The following is a 20320-nucleotide window of genomic DNA, read 5'->3' on the forward strand; positions in this document are numbered from 1 at the left end:
TGTGTTTGACATCAACCCACGAACCGGAGCTCTGATCTTAGGTAAGAACCGGTTAGATGACTATGCCGAAAAGTATCTCTCTGAGCATTATCCACAAGCCCTTGAAGCGCCCACGGCTATTCCGGTGGATGAACTTATTAAAGAAAGTGGCCTTCGGATAAAGAAGGCCTGCCTATCTGCCAGCTCGGATGTGTTTGCCTGCTGTGTACTCGTTGATGGTGAGGTGACCACCTTTGAACCCACTACTGGTCAGTACACTCAGACGTTTTACCCTGCAGGCACCATAGTGGTTGATCCCCGGTCAGAGTGGTCAATGGGTGAAGGAGCGCGACGTAATGCACTCATGCACGAGATCCTGCACTGGGAGAAGGATCGCACATTCTTCCAAATCCACCACGCGCGTCTCGCAAACGCAGGTGAAGCCATTGAGCCGATAAAATCCCGGATATCCACTACGTTCTTCGAACCTTCGGAAAACTCAAGGCGGAGGGAAACTGAGCTGCAGTGGCTCGAGTGGCAGGCCCACCGTCTTGCGCCACGGGTACTCATGCCCAAGTCCACGTTCACCAAGGCAGCCACCGAGGCCATGGACTCCTCACCTGAACTGAGTTGTGGAGCCTTGTTGGATCAACTCGCTGACCTCTACCAGGTCTCCCGGTCTGCTGTGAAGTACCGACTCCTCGAAGTGGGGCTAAAGAACCGTATCTCGAAGCTTCCCGAGTATGACTCTGTTTATGGATTCATGGGCGAAGGTGCGGAGGACTTCATAGCCATCACTCACGTTGACGCTGCCGTCCTGCTCAGTCAAAATGCCCGCTTACGCCAATGGGTACAAGCAGGCGACTACATATTTGTTGAAGGCTACTTTGTCAGAAACTCCAACAAATATGTGCGCGTCGACACCCACGGCGCTTACAGGCTCAAGCCAGCTGCGAAGAAGAGCCCTAAGAGAGCATTCTTGCGCATCCGATCGGTGATCACCAAAGACTATGTCGGCCTCAATAGAGATCTCGACACCCTGTTCCACTTAGAACACCGGTACGGCGTTGACAAGCGCATCATTTACATCGACCCCGCCCACCAAGCCACCCCAGACGATCACGAGAATGAGAAAGTCTACGCGGCTGCTGCCAAGACGATGAGCGCCGCTATTGAAGAAGCTGGTGAGCTTGACGATATCATCAGCAATCGCCAAGCATCTCTCTGCCAGGTCATTGGAAATCTTCTCAATTATCGCGGTATCCGCTACCCGCAGATCTTCACCGAACGTACCGGCCTCTACGATGCACTGTTCAACAAGATTCAGCACGATAGATTGACCACAATGAAGCGAGAGACACTGATGGCGATTGCTGTCGGCTTGGGCCTCAATGCGTACGCAACAACCAAACTCATGGAAAAATCTGGAATCCACCTGAGCCGAGACACTTCTCCCGACAACGTCTATCTGCTCATGCTTGAACGGTGCCCGGGCATATCAATTCACGATGCCAACGGCATCCTAGACGCCCACGGTCTTGAACTCCTCGGAAGCAAATCGCGCTCCAGCTAAAAATCGAAAACTTCGCAAGTCAGGATCAAGCCCCGCAAGGGGCTTTTTTATGCCCAAATGGCACAAAAAGAATCCTGGCCAGGGGTTTTAATCCCGACTTTCCAAGTCAGGATACGCCGTTCAATATCAAGCATCCTCAATTGCATGAGTAGTACTCCAATGGGGCGTGCGCCGCCCGCAATGCGCTGTTCTTGCTTTCGGCCTCCGAAAGCCTTGGACATCAACCGAAAAGGATTGTCACTCAACGCCTATTGACATCTCAACAATCGCAAAACACCAAATCGGCGCACTAGAGGTATTTCGCAAAGAAGTAGCATCTATCTCCAGCGTTAGGTCCGACGTAGCGACATTGCAGAATCAAACTCCGGTGAGTACTGTGCACAACTCCGAGAATATCGAGCTCAACAACGACATACCGGTTAATGTGTCCACACCCGGCCAGCCTAGAGCACGTTGGTTTGAACTCAATCGCGAAGACAAACAACATGGTTCTTTCCTGTGTAAGAACAGAAGCTACCATGTACTACTACCTCGCATGCACGCAAAAGTTTGCAATCGCAGCTACAGCTGGGCCCTCGAAATCGCGGCCAAAGGCAAAGTCCGATAACCCCAAACAGTACGAGCTGCACTACAAGAACTGCTAAAATGGCAGCTAAACCGGAATAGATGAAGACCTACATTCGCCCAAAGACCCAGCCCATACTCGACAAAAATAGGGGTTTTGACTAGTGAAATCATTCGCTGAAAAGTTCTTCTCCGAACGGGAAATTCCAGTTGGCAAATCAGACCAGATAACACCACACGACTGGTATCACTTACTTAGCGAACATTTGAATGAGTTAAACACATATCCACATACAAACGTGGGGGCCCCGCTAGAGCCAACCACATTACAGCGGCACCATAATATCTCGACATGGTTTTTCCGCGGACAGAAAGATGCTAGCTATGCATTCACTTCTTCTTTGTCCAGACTTTTATTAAGTAAAAACCAAAACCAAAACGCACTTTCGTTTGAACAAACTCTACAAGATGCAGAAAGCTTAATCCTTAAAAACGCACGATCAAATGGTGTTGGACGAGGTTTGACAGCGCTAGAAACCCTGACAATTCTGCAGCATCATGGTTCACCCACACGACTTATCGACGTAACATCAGACTGGCGAGTCGCATTATTCTTCGCTTGCGAAAATTCTTTCCATACCGACGGGCGCTTGTTCCTAATCAAGTCAAAACCAAACCGCTGGCAAGAATTTCCACGATTAAAAGATCCGAAGAAGGCTGAAGAAGTCTTAATTTGGCATGATTATGATAAAAACTTTTCTAAAACTAGTGGAGCAAATCCAGACTACCCATGGCTAAGTGGCGTCTGGCCAGTCCTTCTTCCTTTTACCGATTCTAGAATGATTTCACAACGCGGGTACTTCCTGGTTGGGGGGATACCTTCCCCAAAGGGAAGCGTGCATCTCTATACAAGTATCTGCGATGCTTGCGGAGAAAAGTTCTGTACTTGCGGCCAAGAACGATATGGACAAAAACAGCCAAAAAACTATCTTAATATTTCAGAACACCGCGAAGTAAGCTCATTTTTAATTGGCTTTAAAGCCGATGCCAAGAATTTCGATAGCCTCAAGAAAAGTAAGATGCACAAATGGACCGCTATTGGATATTCGATACGAATCCCCGCTGAATTTAAGCCCAAACTACTAGAAATCCTCAGACAAGAGGGGATCTATCACGACTCGATTTACCCTCCGCTTCTCGAGATAACCAGATTATCAAAATATCTAGCCGAGAAAGCATTTGAGTAATACGAACTAAATCGTCGCAGTTTCTATAAAACGTCGAGGTATCACACATTATTGCGTTATTGAATATTTGTCCTCGACATCAATCATCCATGCGTAATATTAATTGAATATTAGCAGCTACTGCGCCAAGATACCCCATTTTATATTTAAACCTTCTACGACATACATTCCAATATATGAAACCAACACGTTTCCGCAACGGAAACCATGTAGTACCAAGATGCATAATCTTAAACTAGCTCACCTGCATTGAGGTTTTAACCATAAGGATTAACTCGATTACGTTTGGATTTCTTCTTCGCGTGGATATTGGCAGATACTTCTACATAATTACTCGGAGCATCACTTATCACGTTTGCGAAAACTAATGACGCTGCCCCTGCTCTATGCAAAACTTTTACTACGCACGTTAACTACAAGTCCGCAGTACATATTTTTGCGATTGATTTATTCAAAATCCGTTCGACTCATTGACAATTGTAGTCACCCTGTTACATTGTGGTCATTCTCGATAATCAGGAAAGTCGAATCATATCTAGGTCTCGTGTTGACGTAGGTGTGCGCCTAAAATGTCGTAACACTATCGACTGGAACAAACGATATGCCAATCTATTTTTTAGGGGGTCACCGTCACCGTCGCATTGCATCGACATATTCCTTGGCCTAAATGTTCATAAAATTTTACTATCGTCCCGCTGCCCTCAACCAGGAAGGCAACAAGGTTTTCGACACGCGGTTACCACAACTAGAACCCCGATCTAGCAGCACTGTTCAATGGCCTTCGCTCCCGCGGACGGTCTCAGACACCGCCGCCGACCAAGCCCCCTCTATTTTCAGAGCGCTTCTTATCACTGTAACCCGTGAGTGGGATGCTAATTCGGGCCCCGCTCGGCCTGCCGATGCTGGAAACTGCTGGCCTCGATCCAGAGCGTGCAGAAACAGACAGATGCGATGAGCGTAACCCATCGCCTATACCAACCGCACAATGCCACATATATTACATTCGGTAAACCTCGATGATGAAATACTTTCCGCATTGAAGATGCTGTCCTTATGCGATGAAGGCGATCGTCCGCGACTGCACCCGCAATGTTGACTGACTCCCTAGTATTCTTTCTCAAATCTGCCAAAGTCTGGAGCGTGCTATCGTCGGCAGCACACTTATCCTAACCCCAGAGTTGAACTTTCCTTGTCCATTACAACAACTTAACAGGCGAGAAAGGAGCGGGCCTCAGCCAGCTGTCGAAAACGTACCGAGCCCCCGCAACATTGGTAACCCACATTTTCGCGGCTCATCACAGTGACTGGAATGATGCCACCGAGCTAGTAATTCCACGCGAAATTAGGCTATTTGAAACCGATACCCATCGGTTACTTAATCCTCAGCAACGCCCATACGGATAACAACCTCTTCAGTTGAGTTTTTTCCATAAATTGATTTCAAGAAGGCAAGGCGATGGCGCCCATCTCCAATTTGGAAAACTTCTTCTCCGTCATTATTCGGCGTTAGAAAAAGCTTCGGCCCTGAGATAAGCCATGATTGAACTTTATTGTAGAAAGAATCAGAATCGAGATACTTATCTACGCTCGCAATGAATTTCTTGAGCTCTTTTTGACCATCATGACCATTTGCGAATAACTCGGGGTCAATTACCTCCCCAAATTTTTCATAGTGCTCGACGAATTTATACGCGGTCTTCGCAACGTCTCGGATATCGATTTCGCCTAGGAACAATTCATCCAGATGGCTTCGCAAACAACGCTGGTATTCATCTTCGTAAAATGCACTCTCATGAATCAATGGATCCATGTATTCGTATTCATCGACATTCAAATAAGACTTAAGGCATTGCAGTAATCCTTTATGTTCTTCTTTCCCCAAGCCACCTGGAAATGGTAACTCGTCAACTGTAAGCTTGATCCACTTATATTTCACTTTTTTCCGGAAAATTGATTGATTTTGTCCTAGCGTACTGAGAGCAGAGGAGTATTTGAACTCAAAGGTCGCCCCTCTCTCCAATAAAACCCGGCTATTAGCATCCTTACATGTCTTTGGCATACTCCTCTTGCGGAGGTAAACCAAGTTTACACGCACAGTAAACGCACGTCTCGGTTTTAGGCAATCCTTTCCCAGGTAACGTCGTGTTTGTCCCTGATTTCGGGGTGGACATCAGACCAAATTTGGGTCAATTACCCTATGGCTTTAATTATTTGAGCTTACCAAGCACATGAAATTGATTCCCAAGTGTATACGCGCGTACTTGGAGGATTCTCAACCTTTCGCTTCCCCAACAACCCCAACCTGCCCCGCCGCATCAGACACCGCGTCCACACGCTTCACAGCAGGGTCGGCGCCCCAGCGCTCATCTGGCAGAGCACTAACACCTTCACGGCCGAAGCCGTCCGTCCCCACCACAACGTGACCAGCAGCATCCTCACCAGCACCAAAGCCTTCAGCCAGCGCCACCGCCAGATCCGCTACCAGGCCTGCACCGAACTCCGGGTCCTCGCCTTTATCAATCGCAGCGCGCGACACAGTGCCGTGATTACCAACAATCACAATGCCAGCAGCCGGACGCAGAGTCCCTTCCTCGTACTCAACAAAACCGCCGCCCTTGAGGGCCTCCAGCAACAGCTTGCGGTCAGCAGCAGAAGCCCGCTCTCCCCCATCCTTATCCAGCTCCAACACCGGTGCCAGCGCCTGGCCAGCTTGGCGTCCCGGCTCGCGGCGCTCCGGATCCAGCTGTACATCAGCAGGTAGCGAGGTAGAAACCGTGTCCTTCAACTCATCCGCACCAGCGGAGGTGAGGAACTTATCGGTCAGCTTCAGCACGCCTGCATCCGGGGCGCCAGCAGCGCGCAGGGTCTCGGAAACCCCTGCAAGCTGATCATCCGTGGCATCAGGCGTAGCGATAACAAGGACCGGCACATCCTTCAGAGTGTCCTTGACAATCTCCCCGACGATGGGCTCGATGATGCGGTTGGCTTCATCGGCACGCGCTTGCTGCGCATCGGCACGCGCAACAGCCTCATCGCGCTCGGACGCGGCACCAGTGCCGAAATCAATGCCAGCACCAGCGGGGTTCAGCACATAAGCACCCAGCGCAGCACCTGCCGCAACGCCGAGGGCAGCGCCTGTCACACCGGCTGTAAACTTCCCGCTCCTGCGCTTCTTCGCCATCGCCTGTCCCTTTTCCTTTCGCCGACGCCTCGATCAGCTCTGACAGCCCAAAACTTTAGGCGTTCATAGTGCTCTAAATACCGCTAAAACTACTTAAACAGCCCCTGGAACCACAGTGCAATGGAGTTCCAAGTATCAATCAGATTCTCGCTGACAGAACCATCACCAGATGTGCCAGCGATAGCGAAGATCACCGCTACAGCCACGAAGATAGCGAGGATTGCCCAGGCCACACCGAAACCACGGCTATTGACCTGGTAGAGGTCGGCGACCATGCGACCGTCGACAAGCTTCTCGCCGACCTTCAAACGCGACAGCAACGCCGACGGCACACCGCTCTGATTCTCAGCGTGGTAAATGCTGTCGATGTTCTGCGGAGCACCGACGGAGACGACCATGTCGGCGTCATGATGCGCAGCGAACACCAGCGCCAGGTCAGTGGCGGAATCGGACAGCGCCGGGAACGTCATGGCGCCAATCCCGAGGTCCTGAATGCGCTCAAGGCCCACCGCGTGACCGTCCGGGTCGGCGGGCAGAATCACGCAACCGGCAGACCGCAGCGCCTCAGAGTTGATGTTCTCCGGATCGCCAATAATGTAGTCCGGCTCGTACTTCAGGTCAAAGAGCGTGTCGGCACCTGCATCGACGCCGATGAGCAGCGGCTCGTACTCGCGGATGAAATTCTTCAGATCTTCCAGCGTCTTGCGGTGTCCCTCACCAGGGCTGACCACAACGACCTTGCGGCCACGCAGCGGTTCCGTCTCGTCCGGAATGCCAAGGCCATCGATGTAGAGCGGGGACTCGGTCTTGGCGAACTCCACCAAGTTGCCGGAGAGCGCCTCCAGGCGGTCGACCATGCTGGTGCGGCCCTCATCGAAGGCGCGCTCGAGCTCGTTCTGGTCGACTGCGTCGCCCTGTCCGATCAGGCGGTCACCGTGGTAGAGCTTGCCGTCGTCAAGCCTGCCGTTCTTGCCGTCCTTGAGCTTTTCAAAGACCTTGTCGCCGACGTTCTGCACCATCTGGATGTCGGCGTCGCGCATCATCTGCGGGCCGTAATTCGGCACAAAACCCGTGGTAAACGCACCAGTGTTCACCACTGCGGCAACCTTGGCATCAATCAACTGCTGTGCCAGTGGACGCGAGATATCCGGCGCATCGATCACCACGATGTCGCCTTCGCCCATGCGCTTCAGCGCACGATCCAGGCGGGAACCATCCCGCACAGTCCCCGAAATGCCAGGAAGATCTTTTTCGTTCCGAGAGAACAGACTCATGGCACTTAGTGAAACATAAGTGCAGCTACTTGGCCGCGAAGGCGCGCCGAGCTTGATCCAGAAGATCTTGCGCGTGCGCCCGTCCGGAGTCCGAATCGTCCAAGCCCGCCATCATCCGCGCGAGCTCATCAATCCGCTCCTCATCGCCCAGGCTCGTCACCTTCGACGACACCGCACCCGAACGCGCATCCTTGCTGACCACCAAGTGGGTATCCGCAAACGCCGCCACCTGAGGCAAGTGCGTGACGACGATTACCTGGTTATTCACCGCCAACTGCTTCAGGCGCTTGCCAATTTCCACAGCCGCGCGCCCACCAACACCGGCATCGACCTCATCGAAAACCATCGTGTGTCCGGCCTGTCCTTCGGCGAGGACAACTTCCAATGCCAGCATGATGCGGGAGAGCTCACCGCCGGATGCGGAGGAGGCCAGTGGACGCGGCTCGGCACCTTCGTGGGCGCGGAGCTTGAACTCAATGTTGTCCACGCCGGCGGGACCAAAGGTGTCGGCCTTGGTGATCTCCACCACCAGCGAGGTGTGCGGCATGGCCAGGCCCTTGAGTTCCTTGGTAACGGCCTGTTCCAGGTGCTTCGCGGCCTTTGCGCGGGCCTTGGAGAGTTTCCGCGCCGTGGTGCCGAGCTTCTTCTCCGCGGTTTTAATCTCCGCGGTGAGTTTGTCCAGGGCTTCGCCGGAAACATCCAGCGTGGCGAGCTTATGCTCCGCCTTATCCCGCCAGGCCAGGACACCTGCGATATCCGGGGCGTACTTGCGGGTGAGATTCTTGATCTCCACCTGGCGCTGCATGAGCTTGTCCAGGGACTCGGTTTCCTCCGGCAGGCCGGAGAGAAACGCGCCGAGGCCAGCGGAAATCTCGGAGAGCTGGCTGGTCAGTTCATTAAGTTGGTTAGAAAACTCGGTGAGTTCCTCGTCGTCTGCGGCGGCGAGCTCGTTCGCGGCGGCGCCGAGGAGTTCGGCGGCCCCGGAGTCCTCGGTGGCGGCATCCATGCCGGCCGTACTCACGGCAGCGGCACCGTCAATGGCGGCCAGAGCCACGGCTGCAGCGTCGCGGAGGCCGTCCAGATCCTGCATGCGGCGAATCTGCGAGGCTAGGTCCTGGTCCTCCTCTGGCTCGGGTGAGACTGCGTCAATTTCTTCGATGGCGAAGCTGAGCTGGTCGGCACGCATGGCCAGCTCGCGGCGCTTCGAGGTCTTCTCTTCCAGTTCTTTGACCAGGGAGCGCCAGTATGCGCGCTGCTGACGGTAGGTTTCCAGCGTTGGTGCGATGGTGTCGGCATCCATACGGTCGATGGCCGCACGCTGCTCATCAGCGCTTTGCAAGCGCAGCTGATCATTCTGACCGTGAATCGCAATCAGGCGCGTCGAGACATCCGCCAGCGCCGCAGCCGAGGCACTACGACCCCCAACCCACGCCCGGGAGCGCCCCTTCGCAGAGACCTGACGGGCAAGCAGGTACTCATCATTCTCATCGCGTTCGCCACCGAGTTCAGAAACCACAGCATCGATGGTCGCTGACTCTTCCTCCGAGAGGTGCTCGGTGGACACGCGACCTTCCACCAACGCCTTGTCTGCGCCGGTGCGCACGCGGCCGGCGTCGGCACGCGCGCCACAGAGCAACTTGAGACTGGTGACCACCATGGTCTTACCCGCACCGGTTTCACCCGTGAGTACGGTCAGGCCTGGGCTGAATTCAAGCGTCGCGTCCGGGATAACACCGAGGTCGCGGATGGAAATCTCAGTCAGCATGGCGCCTGCAATCAGTCCTTCCCTTGGAAATTGGGGGTTTCGTCTGCCGTGTTTGGAGGCTATTGGGCTTCGGCGGGGCCGCGCCACCCGGACGTCGGCAAGCGGAACTTGTGCACCAGACGATCGGCGAACGGCTGATCGTCCAGACGCACCCAGCGCACCGGCTGCGCGCCGCGCTCAATTTCAATGCGGCTGCCCGGTGGCATGGTGATATTGCGGAAACCGTCGAGCACCGCGACCGCCTCGGCGGTGTCGTGGTTGGTCTCAATGGCGATGGTCGAATGCGGGGAAATTACCAGCGGGCGGGAGAACAACGCGTGGGCGTTGTTGGGCACGACCAGCATGGCGTCGAGCTCCGGCCAGAGCACGGGCCCACCTGCGGAAAAGGCGTAGGCGGTGGAGCCGGTTGGCGTGGAAATCAGTACGCCATCGCAGCCGTAGGAACTCACCGGGCGGCCATCGACTTCCAAGATGACGTCCAGCACACCACGGCGGTTGACGTTTTCGATGCTGACTTCGTTCAGCGCCCAGCCCGAGCCAATCACGCGGCCGGTGGTATCACGGACGGTGGCGCGGATGGTCATGCGGTCTTCGATACGCCAGGAACGCTTGATGACGCGGCTAATCGCCTCCGTCATGGACTCCTGCTCCCACTCGGCGAGGAAGCCCACGTGTCCCATGTTGATACCGAGCACCGGCAGGTCAGCCGAGTGAGCAATGTCAGCGGCACGCAGGAAGGTACCGTCGCCGCCGAGGACGAGGACGAGTTCGCATCCCGACGCCGCCTGCGGGGAATGCCAGTAGCGCGGGTACTTACCGAGCGTTGGGTGCGCGGCCAGCGCCTCCGGGTTCTTACCGGCCAGGACGCGGATATCGATACCCGCGGCCTCAAGCAGCTCTGCAGCCTCGGCGGCCATTTCCAGGTTTGCGCTACGGCCGGTGTGTGGAACCAGCAGAATCTCACGCTTGCCGGCGCTGGTCTTGGGCTTGCTATCCCGTGAGTGAGTCCTCGCGCTAGTCGGTGAGCTGGTCTTCGCGCTAGTCATTGTGCGGCCCCTCCTCAACAGCCTTGGCGATGGCCGCAGTCATAGCCTCATCACCGATATCGCTGGCGCCGCCGTCTTTCACCAGCCACAGGAAGAACTCCACGTTGCCACTCGGACCCGGCAGCGGGCTGGCCACGGCCGCACGGAAGGACAGCCCCAGAGTCCGGGCGTATTCGGCGACTTCCTGGACAACTTCCTGACGCAGCGCATCACTGCGCACGACACCACCAGAGCCAAGGCGCTCCTTGCCCACCTCGAACTGCGGCTTGACCATTGGTAGCAGGTCAGCGCCCTCGTCGAGGCAGGAGACAATTGCGGGCAGGACCAGCTTCAAAGAAATAAACGACAGGTCGCCGACCATGACATCGGCCGTGCCCCCGAGGATCTCCGGGGTCAGCGTGCGGACGTTGGTTCGGTCGAGCACAACCACCCGTGGGTCATCCTGCAGGCGCCAAATCAGCTGACCGTAGCCGACATCGACGGCGTAGACGGTATCGACATCGCGGCGCAGGCACACATCGGTGAAACCGCCTGTGGAGGCGCCGGCATCCAGCACCTTCCGGCCCTTCAAGTCCAGGCCTTGCGGCTCGAAAGCTTCCAGCGCGCCGAGCAGCTTGTGTGCACCGCGCGAAGCCCAGTTCTCGTCTTCTTCCAGACCACTGACGCGAATGGACACGTCGCCTGTCACCGCAGTCGCGGGCTTGGAGGCAACAAAACCACCGACCTCTACTCGGCCGGCTTTAATCATGTCCACTGCCGCCTCACGGGAGCGAGCAATCTTCCTTCGCACCAGCTCCGCATCGAGCCTGCGCTTAGGAGCTTTCTTTGCCACCGCGTTCACTTTCCTTCCCTGCGTGACGAGCCCAGGGCCTCATACAAAATCTCATGCGCCCGCTCAAACTGCGCGACTCGCTCCTGCGGAGTCGGCGCGGGCGCCGACAGTGCGGCCGCCACCTGCTCGCGCACATCCTCCGGGGTTACCTCGCGCGCACCGGGCATTGCCGCCGGGCTAGGTGCCGGGTTAGGTACAGATGCAGGGCCGGGTTTCGGCCCCGGCACAGGACCAGACCCCTGCCCCTGCCCTGGCTTCGGTGCGACCTCACTCATCGGCTATCACTTCCGCCAGGCAGCCAGAGCCGCCTCAGCAGCTGGCCCCTCCGCGCGGACCTGCGCGACCTCGACCGCGCCAGCACGACCAGCCTCAGAGTTCCACACCACATCCGCGACCGTCAGCAGAGCCGCCACCGCAGCCTCCGCCGGATTCGCCAACCGAGGATCTTCCGTGTCACCGCCAGAAAGAACGATGACACCGGCCTCCGCGCCGTCGTAACGCGCGGTGAAACCAGCCTGCGGAGCCGGACGTGCCTGATCCAGCTCACGATTCAGCGCGGTCATGTCAGCACCGATGAGCGTCGGACGGTGCTCGGGCGGCGCTGCGACGACATCCATATGCGTGGAAACGCCCGTAACCACCATAAACGTGTCCATCTTTGCAGCGTTTCCGCCCGCGATGTCGGTATCGAGACGGTCACCGATCGCCAGCGGATTCTTGGCACCCACACGCTCCGCCGCCTTAATGAACATCGGCGGTTTCGGCTTGCCCGCCGACAGCGGAGCCACGCCCGTGGTCGTCGAAATCGCCGCAGCGACCGAACCATTACCGACCAGGAAACCGCGCTCCGACGGCAGCGTCGTATCCAAATTCGACACCAGGAAGCGCGCACCTCGCGACACCGCCAGCGCCGCTTCCGACATCTGTTTCCACGTCATCTCACGGTTAAGCCCCTGGAACACCGCCGCAGGGTTGTCATCAGCGGAATCCACGAGGCTGTACCCTGCCTCACGAGCCAACTGCTTAAACGACTCCGCACCCAACACAAAAACGTTCGAGCCCGGCTCAATGACCTCCGCCGCCATCTCAATGGCTGCCTGCGCCGACGTCATCACATCGTCCGCGTGAACGTCATAGCCCAGTCCATTGAGCTGATCCGCCACCGTCTGCGGCGCGCGCGAGGCGTTGTTCGTAATAAACACCATCGGCAGTGCCGCCTCGGTCAGCCCCTCCAGCGCGTTCGGAATCGCCGCGCCGCCCTCGTAAATCGTGCCATCCAGATCCAGCAGAGCGGCATCATAGGAAGAAGCGACAGAAGCCATGGGGGTTCATTTCTCCTTTTACGAAATAGGAACGCTTTACGACGAATTGTAGATGCGCAGCCCGATTGCGCCAGCGGTGCGTTAGCGGTGGCTGATGTTGCGAGCCGGCAGCTGGGCTGATTACTTGCTCAGCTCTTCGATGCGCTCGCGAGCATCGAGCATCTGGTCCACATCGATCTTGGCGCAGCGGGTAAACCACACCTTGGCATCATCTTTACGACCGGCCTCCACCAGCGCATCAGCGTAGGCGTAGAACAGACGAGCTGCTTCGAAGTCCTCACGGTCCGGGTTCAGATCCTGGGTCTCCAGCTCAACCAGAGCCTCATCGATCTGGCCCATATCGCGGCGAGCACCTGCGGCGACGATAGCCAGCTCAGTCTTGGACTCGTTGTCCAGCTGCTTGGCTTCCTCGGAGCGAGCCAACTCGATGGCCTTCTCTGGGCGACCGAGGCCGCGCTCACAGTCCGCCATGACCGCGAGCATGCCCGGGCCACCGGAGATGCGGCGAGCAGCACGCAGCTCCGCCAGGGCTTCCTTCCACTCACCTGCGTGGTAGGCGGCAACACCAGCGGTCTCACGAACGACACCGACGCGACCTGCGCGGTCCTTCGCTGCGCGGGCGTGCTCCAGAGCACGCTTCGGGTCTTCAGCCATCAGGATTGCGGACATAATCATGTGACGAGCAACCTTGTCGGCGTTGTCCTTAGCCAGGCTCTTCAGATCCTGGCGCACGCTCGGGTCGAGCTCATCTGCACGAATGTCATCTGGGAGCTTCGGCTCGTTCTTGCGGGCCTCAATGCGCTCCTCGCGGAAGCCTGGGCGCTGCGGGCCGGTGCGGTGCGTACGCTTCTCATCCTGGAAGCGGCCACCACGGTTGGAGCGACGTGGCTTGCCGCCACGACGGTCGAAGTTGCGACCTCCCTGGCCACCGCGCCCGCCCGGGCCGCGACGATCATTACGGTCATCGCGATTGTAACCACGACCGCCACGGCCACCGCGCTCATTGCGGTCGCCGCGGTTAAAGTCGCGATCATCGCGATCGTCACGACGGAAGCCCCGCGAACCACGGGAATCGCGGTTACCGCCATGACCACCGTGACCACCACGGCCACGACCACCTGGGCCACCACCCTGTCCACGACGATCGTTGCGGTTGCGCCCGTTAAAGCCGCCCTCGCCACGACCATGGGAACGGTTAGACCCGCGGTTTCCGCGATTTCCTCGGCCTTCGCCGGAACGAGGACCTTCGTGCTCAGCCATGAAGTCGGAGCTCCTTATATGTAATGAGTAAAAGAATTTATGTGTTTTCAGGCTACCAGTAACCCCGGATTGCCTGGTGGTCTACCTAAAAGACCAAACTTTCATACTACTGCTAATACCTGCCCACATTCCAGCCCAGCAAACGTGCAGAGCCTGTGGCCTTCCCCACTGCCTGGGACAAATCCCAGACAGCCAGGCCAACCCAGTCGTCGGTGGTGAACTGCGCGGTGGCGGTGGTGCCCTCGACGCGGAGCTCATGCTCGGCATCCGAAAGACCGTCTGGCACGGCGAGGTTGGCGCCCAGGGCGTCGTTAAGCAATGCCTTGAGTGCGCGGGCATTACCCTGCTCAGCGCGATGTGCGGCGCGACGGAAAATGGTGAGCGCTTCCTTGGCGGCGTCCTCGGGCGTCACTGTGGTGTCGACGGCGAGGTCAAAGAGGCCTTCTTGCTCGAAGGTTGCGGCCTTGGGCGTCTTGGGCTCGGAACTAGGCGCGGCGGGCGCGGTTTTTGTCGGCGCCGCATTCGTCTGCGCGCGACTACCCGCCCCAGCGAACCCTGGCCCCTCGGGAACGGCGGTGCCCTTCTGATACGCAGTGGCGGCGGCGCGGGCGCGCTGATCAGCGGCCTCGTTCATGTCGTGGCCCGAGTGTCCCTTAACCCACTCGAGGTGAATATTGCGGCCAACGAGCAGCTGGTCGATGTCCTGCAAAATGTCGACGTTGAGGACAGGTTTACCGTCGCGCTTCTTCCAGCCCTTGCGCTTCCATCCCGGCATCCACTTAGTGACGGAGTTAATCACATACTGCGAATCACACAGTACGAAAAGCGGCTCGTCGGGGATGTGCGCGGTGGCGCGGAGCAGCTCGGCAAGAGCGGTGAGCTCCCCGCGGTTATTAGTTCCCTCTTTCCATCCGCCGGCGGCCCAGCAGCTGTCGTCGATATACCAGCACCACCCGGCAGGTCCGGGGTTGTGCAGGGCGGAACCGTCAACGGCAGCAGTAATAGTCATGAGGCTAGATTGTATCGGCTGCGTGGGGCCGGCCAGGAATTGCCTTAAGAGCCGTAGCAGGCGACCGGGCCGTGCGGGCCCTCGACGATGTCAATCTGGGTATTGAAGATTGGGCTCAGAACCTCCGAACGCATCAGCTCTGCCGTTGGGCCGTGCTCAACAATCTGGCCGTCTTTGACCGCACAGATGTAATCGGCGTAGCGAGCCGCGAAATTGATGTCATGCAACACCACCACCATGGTGCGCCCCAACTCGCGCACTGCAGTGCGCAGGTACGACATGATGTCGACCGAATGAGAAATATCCAGGTTGTTCAACGGCTCGTCGAGAAGAACGTAATCCGTCTCCTGACAGAGCACCATTGCGACATACGCGCGCTGACGCTGACCGCCAGAGAGCTCGTCGAGGTAGCGGCCCTGGAGCGCCTCAAGATTGAGGAACTCGATGTACTGGGAGATGATGCGCTCGTCCTCAGCGGTCAGGCGCCCCTGGCTGTACGGGAAGCGGCCGAAACTGACCAGCTGGCGCACGGTGAGGCGGGTGACGAAGTGGTTGTCCTGGCGCAGAATCGACAGCACCTTCGCCAGATCCTTCGACTTGGTCTTGCCCACGTTGTACGGGCCGACGTTGATGTCGCCGGAGTCGACGGACAGGAGACGGCCAATCATAGTCAAGAGCGTGGACTTGCCCGCACCGTTCGGACCAATCAGAGCCGTGATCGCGTTGTTTGGAATTTCCAGGTCAACGGGGCCAATTGACACCTCGCTGGTATAGCTCTTGCTTACACTGTCGAGGAGAATCATAGCCGTCCCTTCTTCAAAACGACGTAGAGGAAGATCGAACCGCCAACCAGCTCGATGATGATGGACACCACGCCCTGGGCATAGAAAACGTGATTGAGGATGAAATACGCACTGGCCAGCGTGACGTAGCCGATCAGCGCCGCCATCGGCAGTACAAAGCGGTGGTCATAGGTATCCGCAGCCTGGTACGCAATGGTCGCGACCAGGAAGCCGAGGAATGTCATCGGGCCGACCATAGCCGTCGATACCGCCATCAGCACGGACACCGCAACCAGCACGGTGATGGACCGAACCTGGTAATTCACGCCCAGATTCGTCGCGACTTCACGCCCCAACGACATGACATTGAGGGCCCGCGAATGCAGCGCAATCACCACGATTGCCGCAATCACCAGCGGGATCGCCACCGGGAAAAACTCCGGGTCCGCGTTGTTGACAGAGCCGAACAGCCGCGCCGTCAGCAGGTCAAAATCCGAAGGCGTCAGCATGCGCTGCATAAACGTCGACAGCGAAGCCAGTCCGCCACCGATGACAATGCCCACCAGCAGCATGCTGTGCATATCCGCGCCCTGCCCGGTCAGCAGCCACGCATACAGCACCAGCGACAGCCCCACCATCAGCACGAGCTGCAGCACAAACGCCCCAACCGAGCCGGCATTCATCAGACCCGTCGCCCCGAAGAAGTACACCGCAGCGGTACTGATAGCCACGTACAGCGCTTCAAACCCCATAATCGACGGCGTAATAATTCGGTTATTCGCAATCGACTGGAACGCCACTGTCGCGACGGCATGGCAGCAGGCAACCACAATCATGGCAATGACGGCATCAAGGCGCCGACGCGCAATCAGCCAAAAACCATCCGTCCCGAACGGCAACGGGTTGTCCCACGCGAGCAGGCCCGCCGTAAACAACACTGCCAGACCCGCCAGCACAGCAATGATAATCCAGTACCTGCGCGCCGCGGCACCCGTACTAAACGACGTCGTTTGCGGGCCAACTTGGTTGGTTCTAGCTGTAGTTGAACTGAGATTAAGCACGACGCCGCTCCACAATCAGATAGACGAAAATGGCAGCACCCAGGATGCCGAGAATTACCGATACCGGGATCTCGAACGGGGCGATAATGACGCGGCCAATCAAGTCCGCGACCGTCACAATGGCAATGCCCACCAGGCATACCCAGGGCAGATTGGAGCGCAGATCATCGCCACGGAACATGGAGACAATGTTGGGGACAACGAGGCCCAGGAAGGGCAGATTGCCCACCACTACCGTAACCAGGCCCGTTGCAATGGCAATCAGGCCGGTGCCCAGGAACACGATTCGCTTGTAGTTCAGACCGACGTTGGTGGCAATGTCCTCACCAAGCCCCGCAACCGTTAACCGATCGCTGAATACGAAGACAATCGCAACCACAATGACGACCAGCCACAGGAATTCGTATTGCCCTTTATAAATGGCAGTAAAAGAGCCTGCGAACCACACGCCTAGCGACTGCAGCATGTCCGTCTGCAACGCAAAGAAAGTCGAAATCGAACTGACTACCGCACCCAACATGATGCCCACGATGGGCACAACCAGACTTGACTTCAAAGCGACACGGCGCAAGAACAGGAAGAACACTGCCGTGCCGATGAAAGCGAAGATGATTGCCCCGCCCATCCGGCCAAGCATCGAGGCCGAAGGAAAGAAATACATCACGAAAATCAGGCCGAGACCAGCCCACTCCGTGGTTCCCGTGGTGGTGGGTTCGACAAACTTGTTGCGCGTAAGTAGCTGCATGACCAAGCCACACATCGCCATCGCGGCACCCGAGAGCACCAGTGCAATGGTGCGCGGAATACGCGTAGTGGCGAACATCTCCCAGCCGTCGTCGGCGCCCAGGATGTCGTATTGGCCTACAAACAGCGACATAGCCACCAGGACTGCCACAAAGGCAATCCCGATGGCTAGCCGGGAATCCAGTAACTTCTGCATAGAGTTGGTGAGGTACTCCTGTGACTGGTCAGGGAACTATTAGGCCTGCTCGAAGGCGTCGGCAAGCCCGTTCAGAATCTCCGTGTACGTGATAATGGACTCGTTGGTGTAGGTGTCCTCTGGGGCGTAGTAGATCTTGCCCTCCTTGACTGCCTTCACGTTCTTCAGCGGAGCAGCCTCCTCGACCACAGACTGTGCCGAACGGTACTCATCGGTACCGCGGACAGAGGTGCCGGCATCGCGGTCAAGCACCATGATGAAGTCCGGGTTCGCCTCAGCGATGGACTCGGCGGAAATCTCATCACCCTGGTGGTCATCGCTGGCCTTGTCGACCTCCAGCGCCGGCTTCATGCCAATCAGGTCGAACAGCGGGCCGAAGGTACGACCAACAGTCGGAGCAATGTAACCGAGGGTGCCGCCCGACGAGTTAAGTGCCATGACCTTCACGTCCGGGTTGTAAGCCTTGCGAGCACGCTCCAGAGCCTTGTCAAAGTCAGCGATGAGCTGATCGGCCTCCTTCTCCTTACCGAAGATGGTGCCCAGGCCCTTAGCGTGCCGCTTGAGCTCCTCGTCCAGCGGCTTGCCCTCGCGCGGCTCAAACTCCACAATCGCGGAGTTCGGGGCAAGCTTCTTCAGGTCATCGTAGTACTGACCGAAACGCTGACCGTTCACAATCAGGTCCGGGTCAGCAGCAGCAACAATTTCGAGATTCGGCTCGCGGTGATTGCCGATGTCCTGAATGTCAGGGTTGTCCTTGTAGTCAGGAATCGTGAACGGAATCAGCTGCTTCGGAGCTGCCGCCAGCTTAATACCCCACTGATCGAGCATCTCGAAGGAACGGTTATCCGTGGCCACAACAGAGTCAATCTCGGCAGGAACGGTCTGCTCACCATGATTATCAGTAACGGTAATAGTAGACTCGTTGCCTGCAGCTGCAGACTTATCCTCGTTACCGGCATCAGTAGAACATGCACCAAGAACAAGTCCAAGGCTCGCAACAGATGCAACTACAATATTGCGAATACGGCCGGAGTTAGAACGCGCCACTTAAAGGCATCCCTTCGGTCACAGTACGATGGTTAAACAAACGCCACTAAGACGCCGTTACCCAATCACTTACTTAGGTAATCATTACCTGTGAGACATTAGCTTAGGGTTCCCTATTTAACAAGTAAATACGTTATGAAATTGCGCAATATTTAGGGCATGTTTCGAACTTGTCTTAGTGTTGGCTAATTTGCACTGGTAGCGGACCTTTTCCGAGTAGTGCAGCCAGGTACCCCCGTTACGTTCTTACCGCGTTCCAGAGGGGCCTATTGCGCGGGCATGGCTATGCGGGTGCGCGGGCAAGACTATGCAGGAAAGAGCTTTTCTTATAAGTTGCCGAAAACCTGAAGCACACTAACCTCAATACCCGTGAATCCAACTAACCTAAGCCGCGCGAATCATCGCGCTAAAGTCTCTGCCCTAACCGCGGCCCTTCTGCTACCACTCGGCACTATTGCCCCATCGCCCGCGTTGGCTAGCCCTGACACCGCGTTGTTTAATGCAGTCACACCAGGGATTAGCGCGACCGAAACACAGGACGCCGGTCAGACTACTACCGCCACGGCACCAACCGGATCTCCAACCCATATCGAGTCCGGCTCACTATCCTCACTCAGCAACTTCCGCGATGTAGCGGGCAGTAGCGCCAACCTAATCACGACCGAGGACGGTCGCCACATCCGCCAAGGCCTCGCATACAGGTCAAACGCCTTACGGGAGCCAAGCGCCGAAGATCTTGCCCACATGACGCAGGCAGGCGTGACACGCGTCGTCGATTTGCGAAACATTAAAGAGCGCAGCGAAGCCCCAGACGTCTTGCCCGACGGCGTGACTTACCAGGTAGCGGACATCATCGATGTTCGCAATGGCTTAGGCTTCGTGAAGAGTCCTGTCGCAACTACTGGCGAGCAGCTTTACGGCCACGCGCCCGAGTTCTACGAAGCAGCGGGAGACAGCATCAAAGCGCGTGATGCAGAGGTTTTCGATGATGAAGTGAAGTATTTCGGCCAACTGCTCGGCTATGAATTGATGATTACCGGAGAAGCACCGCGAACCGCTTGGAAGGATCTTCTCCAAGCACTCGCATATGAAGACGGCGCCGTCGTTTTCCACTGCAGTGCTGGCAAAGACCGAACCGGCCTCGGTGTCGCGTTCCTCTTGGCCATCTTGGGAGTTAGTTACGAAGCAATCGAGCAGGACTTCCTTGCCAGCAACGCTTACCTCAATCGTGAAGACGCGGTAGACAAAAAGTGGCTCAAGATGTCGTGGGACGCTATCGAAGAGAACTACGGTACTTTCGACAACTTCGTCCGACAAGGCATCGGGCTTTCCGACGCTGACATCAACCAATTGCGCCAGAAGTATCTGGTATAGCGCCACGCCTTACCACAACAACCTTCGTTGAATGTTGTTTACTTGTGGGTAAAACAAAAAGTGG

The 20320-nt window shown here is 56.8% G+C and carries 17 protein-coding genes; 3 read left to right on the top strand and 14 right to left on the bottom strand.

The genetic code is table 11. From position 1 onward, the window contains the following. Position 1 precedes the first annotated feature (1 nt). Together HMPREF2820_RS03075 and HMPREF2820_RS10630 are read left to right on the top strand one after the other, a co-directional pair. Complete coding sequence (locus HMPREF2820_RS03075; RefSeq protein WP_141751978.1) at positions 2-1552, top strand: ImmA/IrrE family metallo-endopeptidase; 1551 nt, start codon at positions 2-4, stop codon at positions 1550-1552. 728 nt (positions 1553-2280) lie between these two features. After that, positions 2281-3363, top strand: coding sequence for an FRG domain-containing protein (locus tag HMPREF2820_RS10630; RefSeq protein WP_083308405.1), 1083 nt, complete (start codon positions 2281-2283; stop codon positions 3361-3363). A gap of 1375 nt (positions 3364-4738) precedes the next feature. Here the strand turns inward: HMPREF2820_RS10630 and HMPREF2820_RS03080 are convergent. From HMPREF2820_RS03080 to HMPREF2820_RS03145, 14 genes are all read right to left on the bottom strand, one after another. After that, positions 4739-5422, bottom strand: a complete 684-nt coding sequence (locus HMPREF2820_RS03080; RefSeq protein ID WP_070602703.1) for a hypothetical protein — start codon at positions 5420-5422, stop codon at positions 4739-4741. Between the two features lie 213 nt (positions 5423-5635). Then, entirely contained in the window at positions 5636-6544 is a 909-nt protein-coding gene (locus HMPREF2820_RS03085; RefSeq protein WP_070602705.1) for a copper transporter, read from the bottom strand. An 89-nt stretch (positions 6545-6633) separates the two neighbouring features. Then, on the bottom strand, positions 6634-7818 hold the full coding sequence (steA, locus tag HMPREF2820_RS03090; RefSeq protein WP_070602707.1) for a putative cytokinetic ring protein SteA: 1185 nt from the start codon (positions 7816-7818) through the stop codon (positions 6634-6636). 25 nt (positions 7819-7843) lie between these two features. Further along, complete coding sequence (gene recN, locus HMPREF2820_RS03095; RefSeq protein ID WP_070602709.1) at positions 7844-9583, bottom strand: DNA repair protein RecN; 1740 nt, start codon at positions 9581-9583, stop codon at positions 7844-7846. A gap of 59 nt (positions 9584-9642) precedes the next feature. After that, entirely contained in the window at positions 9643-10629 is a 987-nt protein-coding gene (locus HMPREF2820_RS03100) for an NAD kinase (protein WP_141751979.1), read from the bottom strand. Continuing rightward, entirely contained in the window at positions 10622-11461 is an 840-nt protein-coding gene (locus HMPREF2820_RS03105; protein WP_070602753.1) for a TlyA family RNA methyltransferase, read from the bottom strand. Before HMPREF2820_RS03105 ends, HMPREF2820_RS03100 begins: the two co-directional genes overlap by 8 nt. Before the next feature lie 5 nt (positions 11462-11466). After that, positions 11467-11736, bottom strand: a complete 270-nt coding sequence (locus HMPREF2820_RS03110) for a hypothetical protein (RefSeq protein ID WP_048733379.1) — start codon at positions 11734-11736, stop codon at positions 11467-11469. 6 nt (positions 11737-11742) lie between these two features. Next, a complete protein-coding gene (locus tag HMPREF2820_RS03115; protein WP_070602712.1) occupies positions 11743-12783 on the bottom strand; it encodes an HAD-IIA family hydrolase in 1041 nt (346 codons plus the stop codon). A gap of 120 nt (positions 12784-12903) precedes the next feature. Continuing rightward, positions 12904-14061 carry a hypothetical protein gene (locus HMPREF2820_RS03120; protein WP_371455733.1) on the bottom strand — a complete coding sequence of 386 codons (1158 nt, stop codon included), beginning with the start codon at positions 14059-14061 and terminating at the stop codon, positions 12904-12906. 94 nt (positions 14062-14155) lie between these two features. Beyond that, positions 14156-15052, bottom strand: coding sequence for an RNase H family protein (locus HMPREF2820_RS03125; RefSeq protein WP_070602717.1), 897 nt, complete (start codon positions 15050-15052; stop codon positions 14156-14158). 44 nt (positions 15053-15096) lie between these two features. Beyond that, positions 15097-15855: an iron ABC transporter ATP-binding protein gene (locus tag HMPREF2820_RS03130; protein WP_070602719.1), complete on the bottom strand. Its 759-nt coding sequence runs from the start codon at positions 15853-15855 to the stop codon at positions 15097-15099. Beyond that, complete coding sequence (locus HMPREF2820_RS03135; RefSeq protein ID WP_070602720.1) at positions 15852-16895, bottom strand: iron chelate uptake ABC transporter family permease subunit; 1044 nt, start codon at positions 16893-16895, stop codon at positions 15852-15854. Before HMPREF2820_RS03135 ends, HMPREF2820_RS03130 begins: the two co-directional genes overlap by 4 nt. Further along, the gene (locus HMPREF2820_RS03140) at positions 16888-17835 is read right to left on the bottom strand and encodes an ABC transporter permease (RefSeq protein WP_070602722.1); all 948 of its coding nucleotides are present in this window, start codon (positions 17833-17835) and stop codon (positions 16888-16890) included. Before HMPREF2820_RS03140 ends, HMPREF2820_RS03135 begins: the two co-directional genes overlap by 8 nt. Before the next feature lie 39 nt (positions 17836-17874). After that, complete coding sequence (locus HMPREF2820_RS03145) at positions 17875-18882, bottom strand: siderophore ABC transporter substrate-binding protein (protein WP_070602724.1); 1008 nt, start codon at positions 18880-18882, stop codon at positions 17875-17877. 369 nt (positions 18883-19251) lie between these two features. Here HMPREF2820_RS03145 and HMPREF2820_RS03150 point away from each other — a divergent pair, with 369 nt between their 5' ends. Continuing rightward, positions 19252-20256, top strand: coding sequence for a tyrosine-protein phosphatase (locus HMPREF2820_RS03150; protein WP_070602726.1), 1005 nt, complete (start codon positions 19252-19254; stop codon positions 20254-20256). Positions 20257-20320: the final 64 nt, after the last annotated feature.

Source organism: Corynebacterium sp. HMSC064E08, from assembly GCF_001811805.1.
GTDB lineage: Bacteria > Actinomycetota > Actinomycetes > Mycobacteriales > Mycobacteriaceae > Corynebacterium > Corynebacterium jeikeium_D.

Bases quoted from the DNA above. Each gene is read 5' to 3' on its own strand.
- HMPREF2820_RS03080 (WP_070602703.1), bottom strand. From the start codon at position 5,422: ATGCCAAAGACATGTAAGGATGCTAATAGCCGGGTTTTATTGGAGAGA.
- HMPREF2820_RS03085 (WP_070602705.1), bottom strand. From the start codon at position 6,544: ATGGCGAAGAAGCGCAGGAGCGGGAAGTTTACAGCCGGTGTGACAGGC.
- steA (WP_070602707.1), bottom strand. From the start codon at position 7,818: ATGAGTCTGTTCTCTCGGAACGAAAAAGATCTTCCTGGCATTTCGGGG.
- recN (WP_070602709.1), bottom strand. From the start codon at position 9,583: ATGCTGACTGAGATTTCCATCCGCGACCTCGGTGTTATCCCGGACGCG.
- HMPREF2820_RS03100 (WP_141751979.1), bottom strand. From the start codon at position 10,629: ATGACTAGCGCGAAGACCAGCTCACCGACTAGCGCGAGGACTCACTCA.
- HMPREF2820_RS03110 (WP_048733379.1), bottom strand. From the start codon at position 11,736: ATGAGTGAGGTCGCACCGAAGCCAGGGCAGGGGCAGGGGTCTGGTCCT.
- HMPREF2820_RS03115 (WP_070602712.1), bottom strand. From the start codon at position 12,783: ATGGCTTCTGTCGCTTCTTCCTATGATGCCGCTCTGCTGGATCTGGAT.
- HMPREF2820_RS03125 (WP_070602717.1), bottom strand. From the start codon at position 15,052: ATGACTATTACTGCTGCCGTTGACGGTTCCGCCCTGCACAACCCCGGA.
- HMPREF2820_RS03130 (WP_070602719.1), bottom strand. From the start codon at position 15,855: ATGATTCTCCTCGACAGTGTAAGCAAGAGCTATACCAGCGAGGTGTCA.
- HMPREF2820_RS03140 (WP_070602722.1), bottom strand. From the start codon at position 17,835: ATGCAGAAGTTACTGGATTCCCGGCTAGCCATCGGGATTGCCTTTGTG.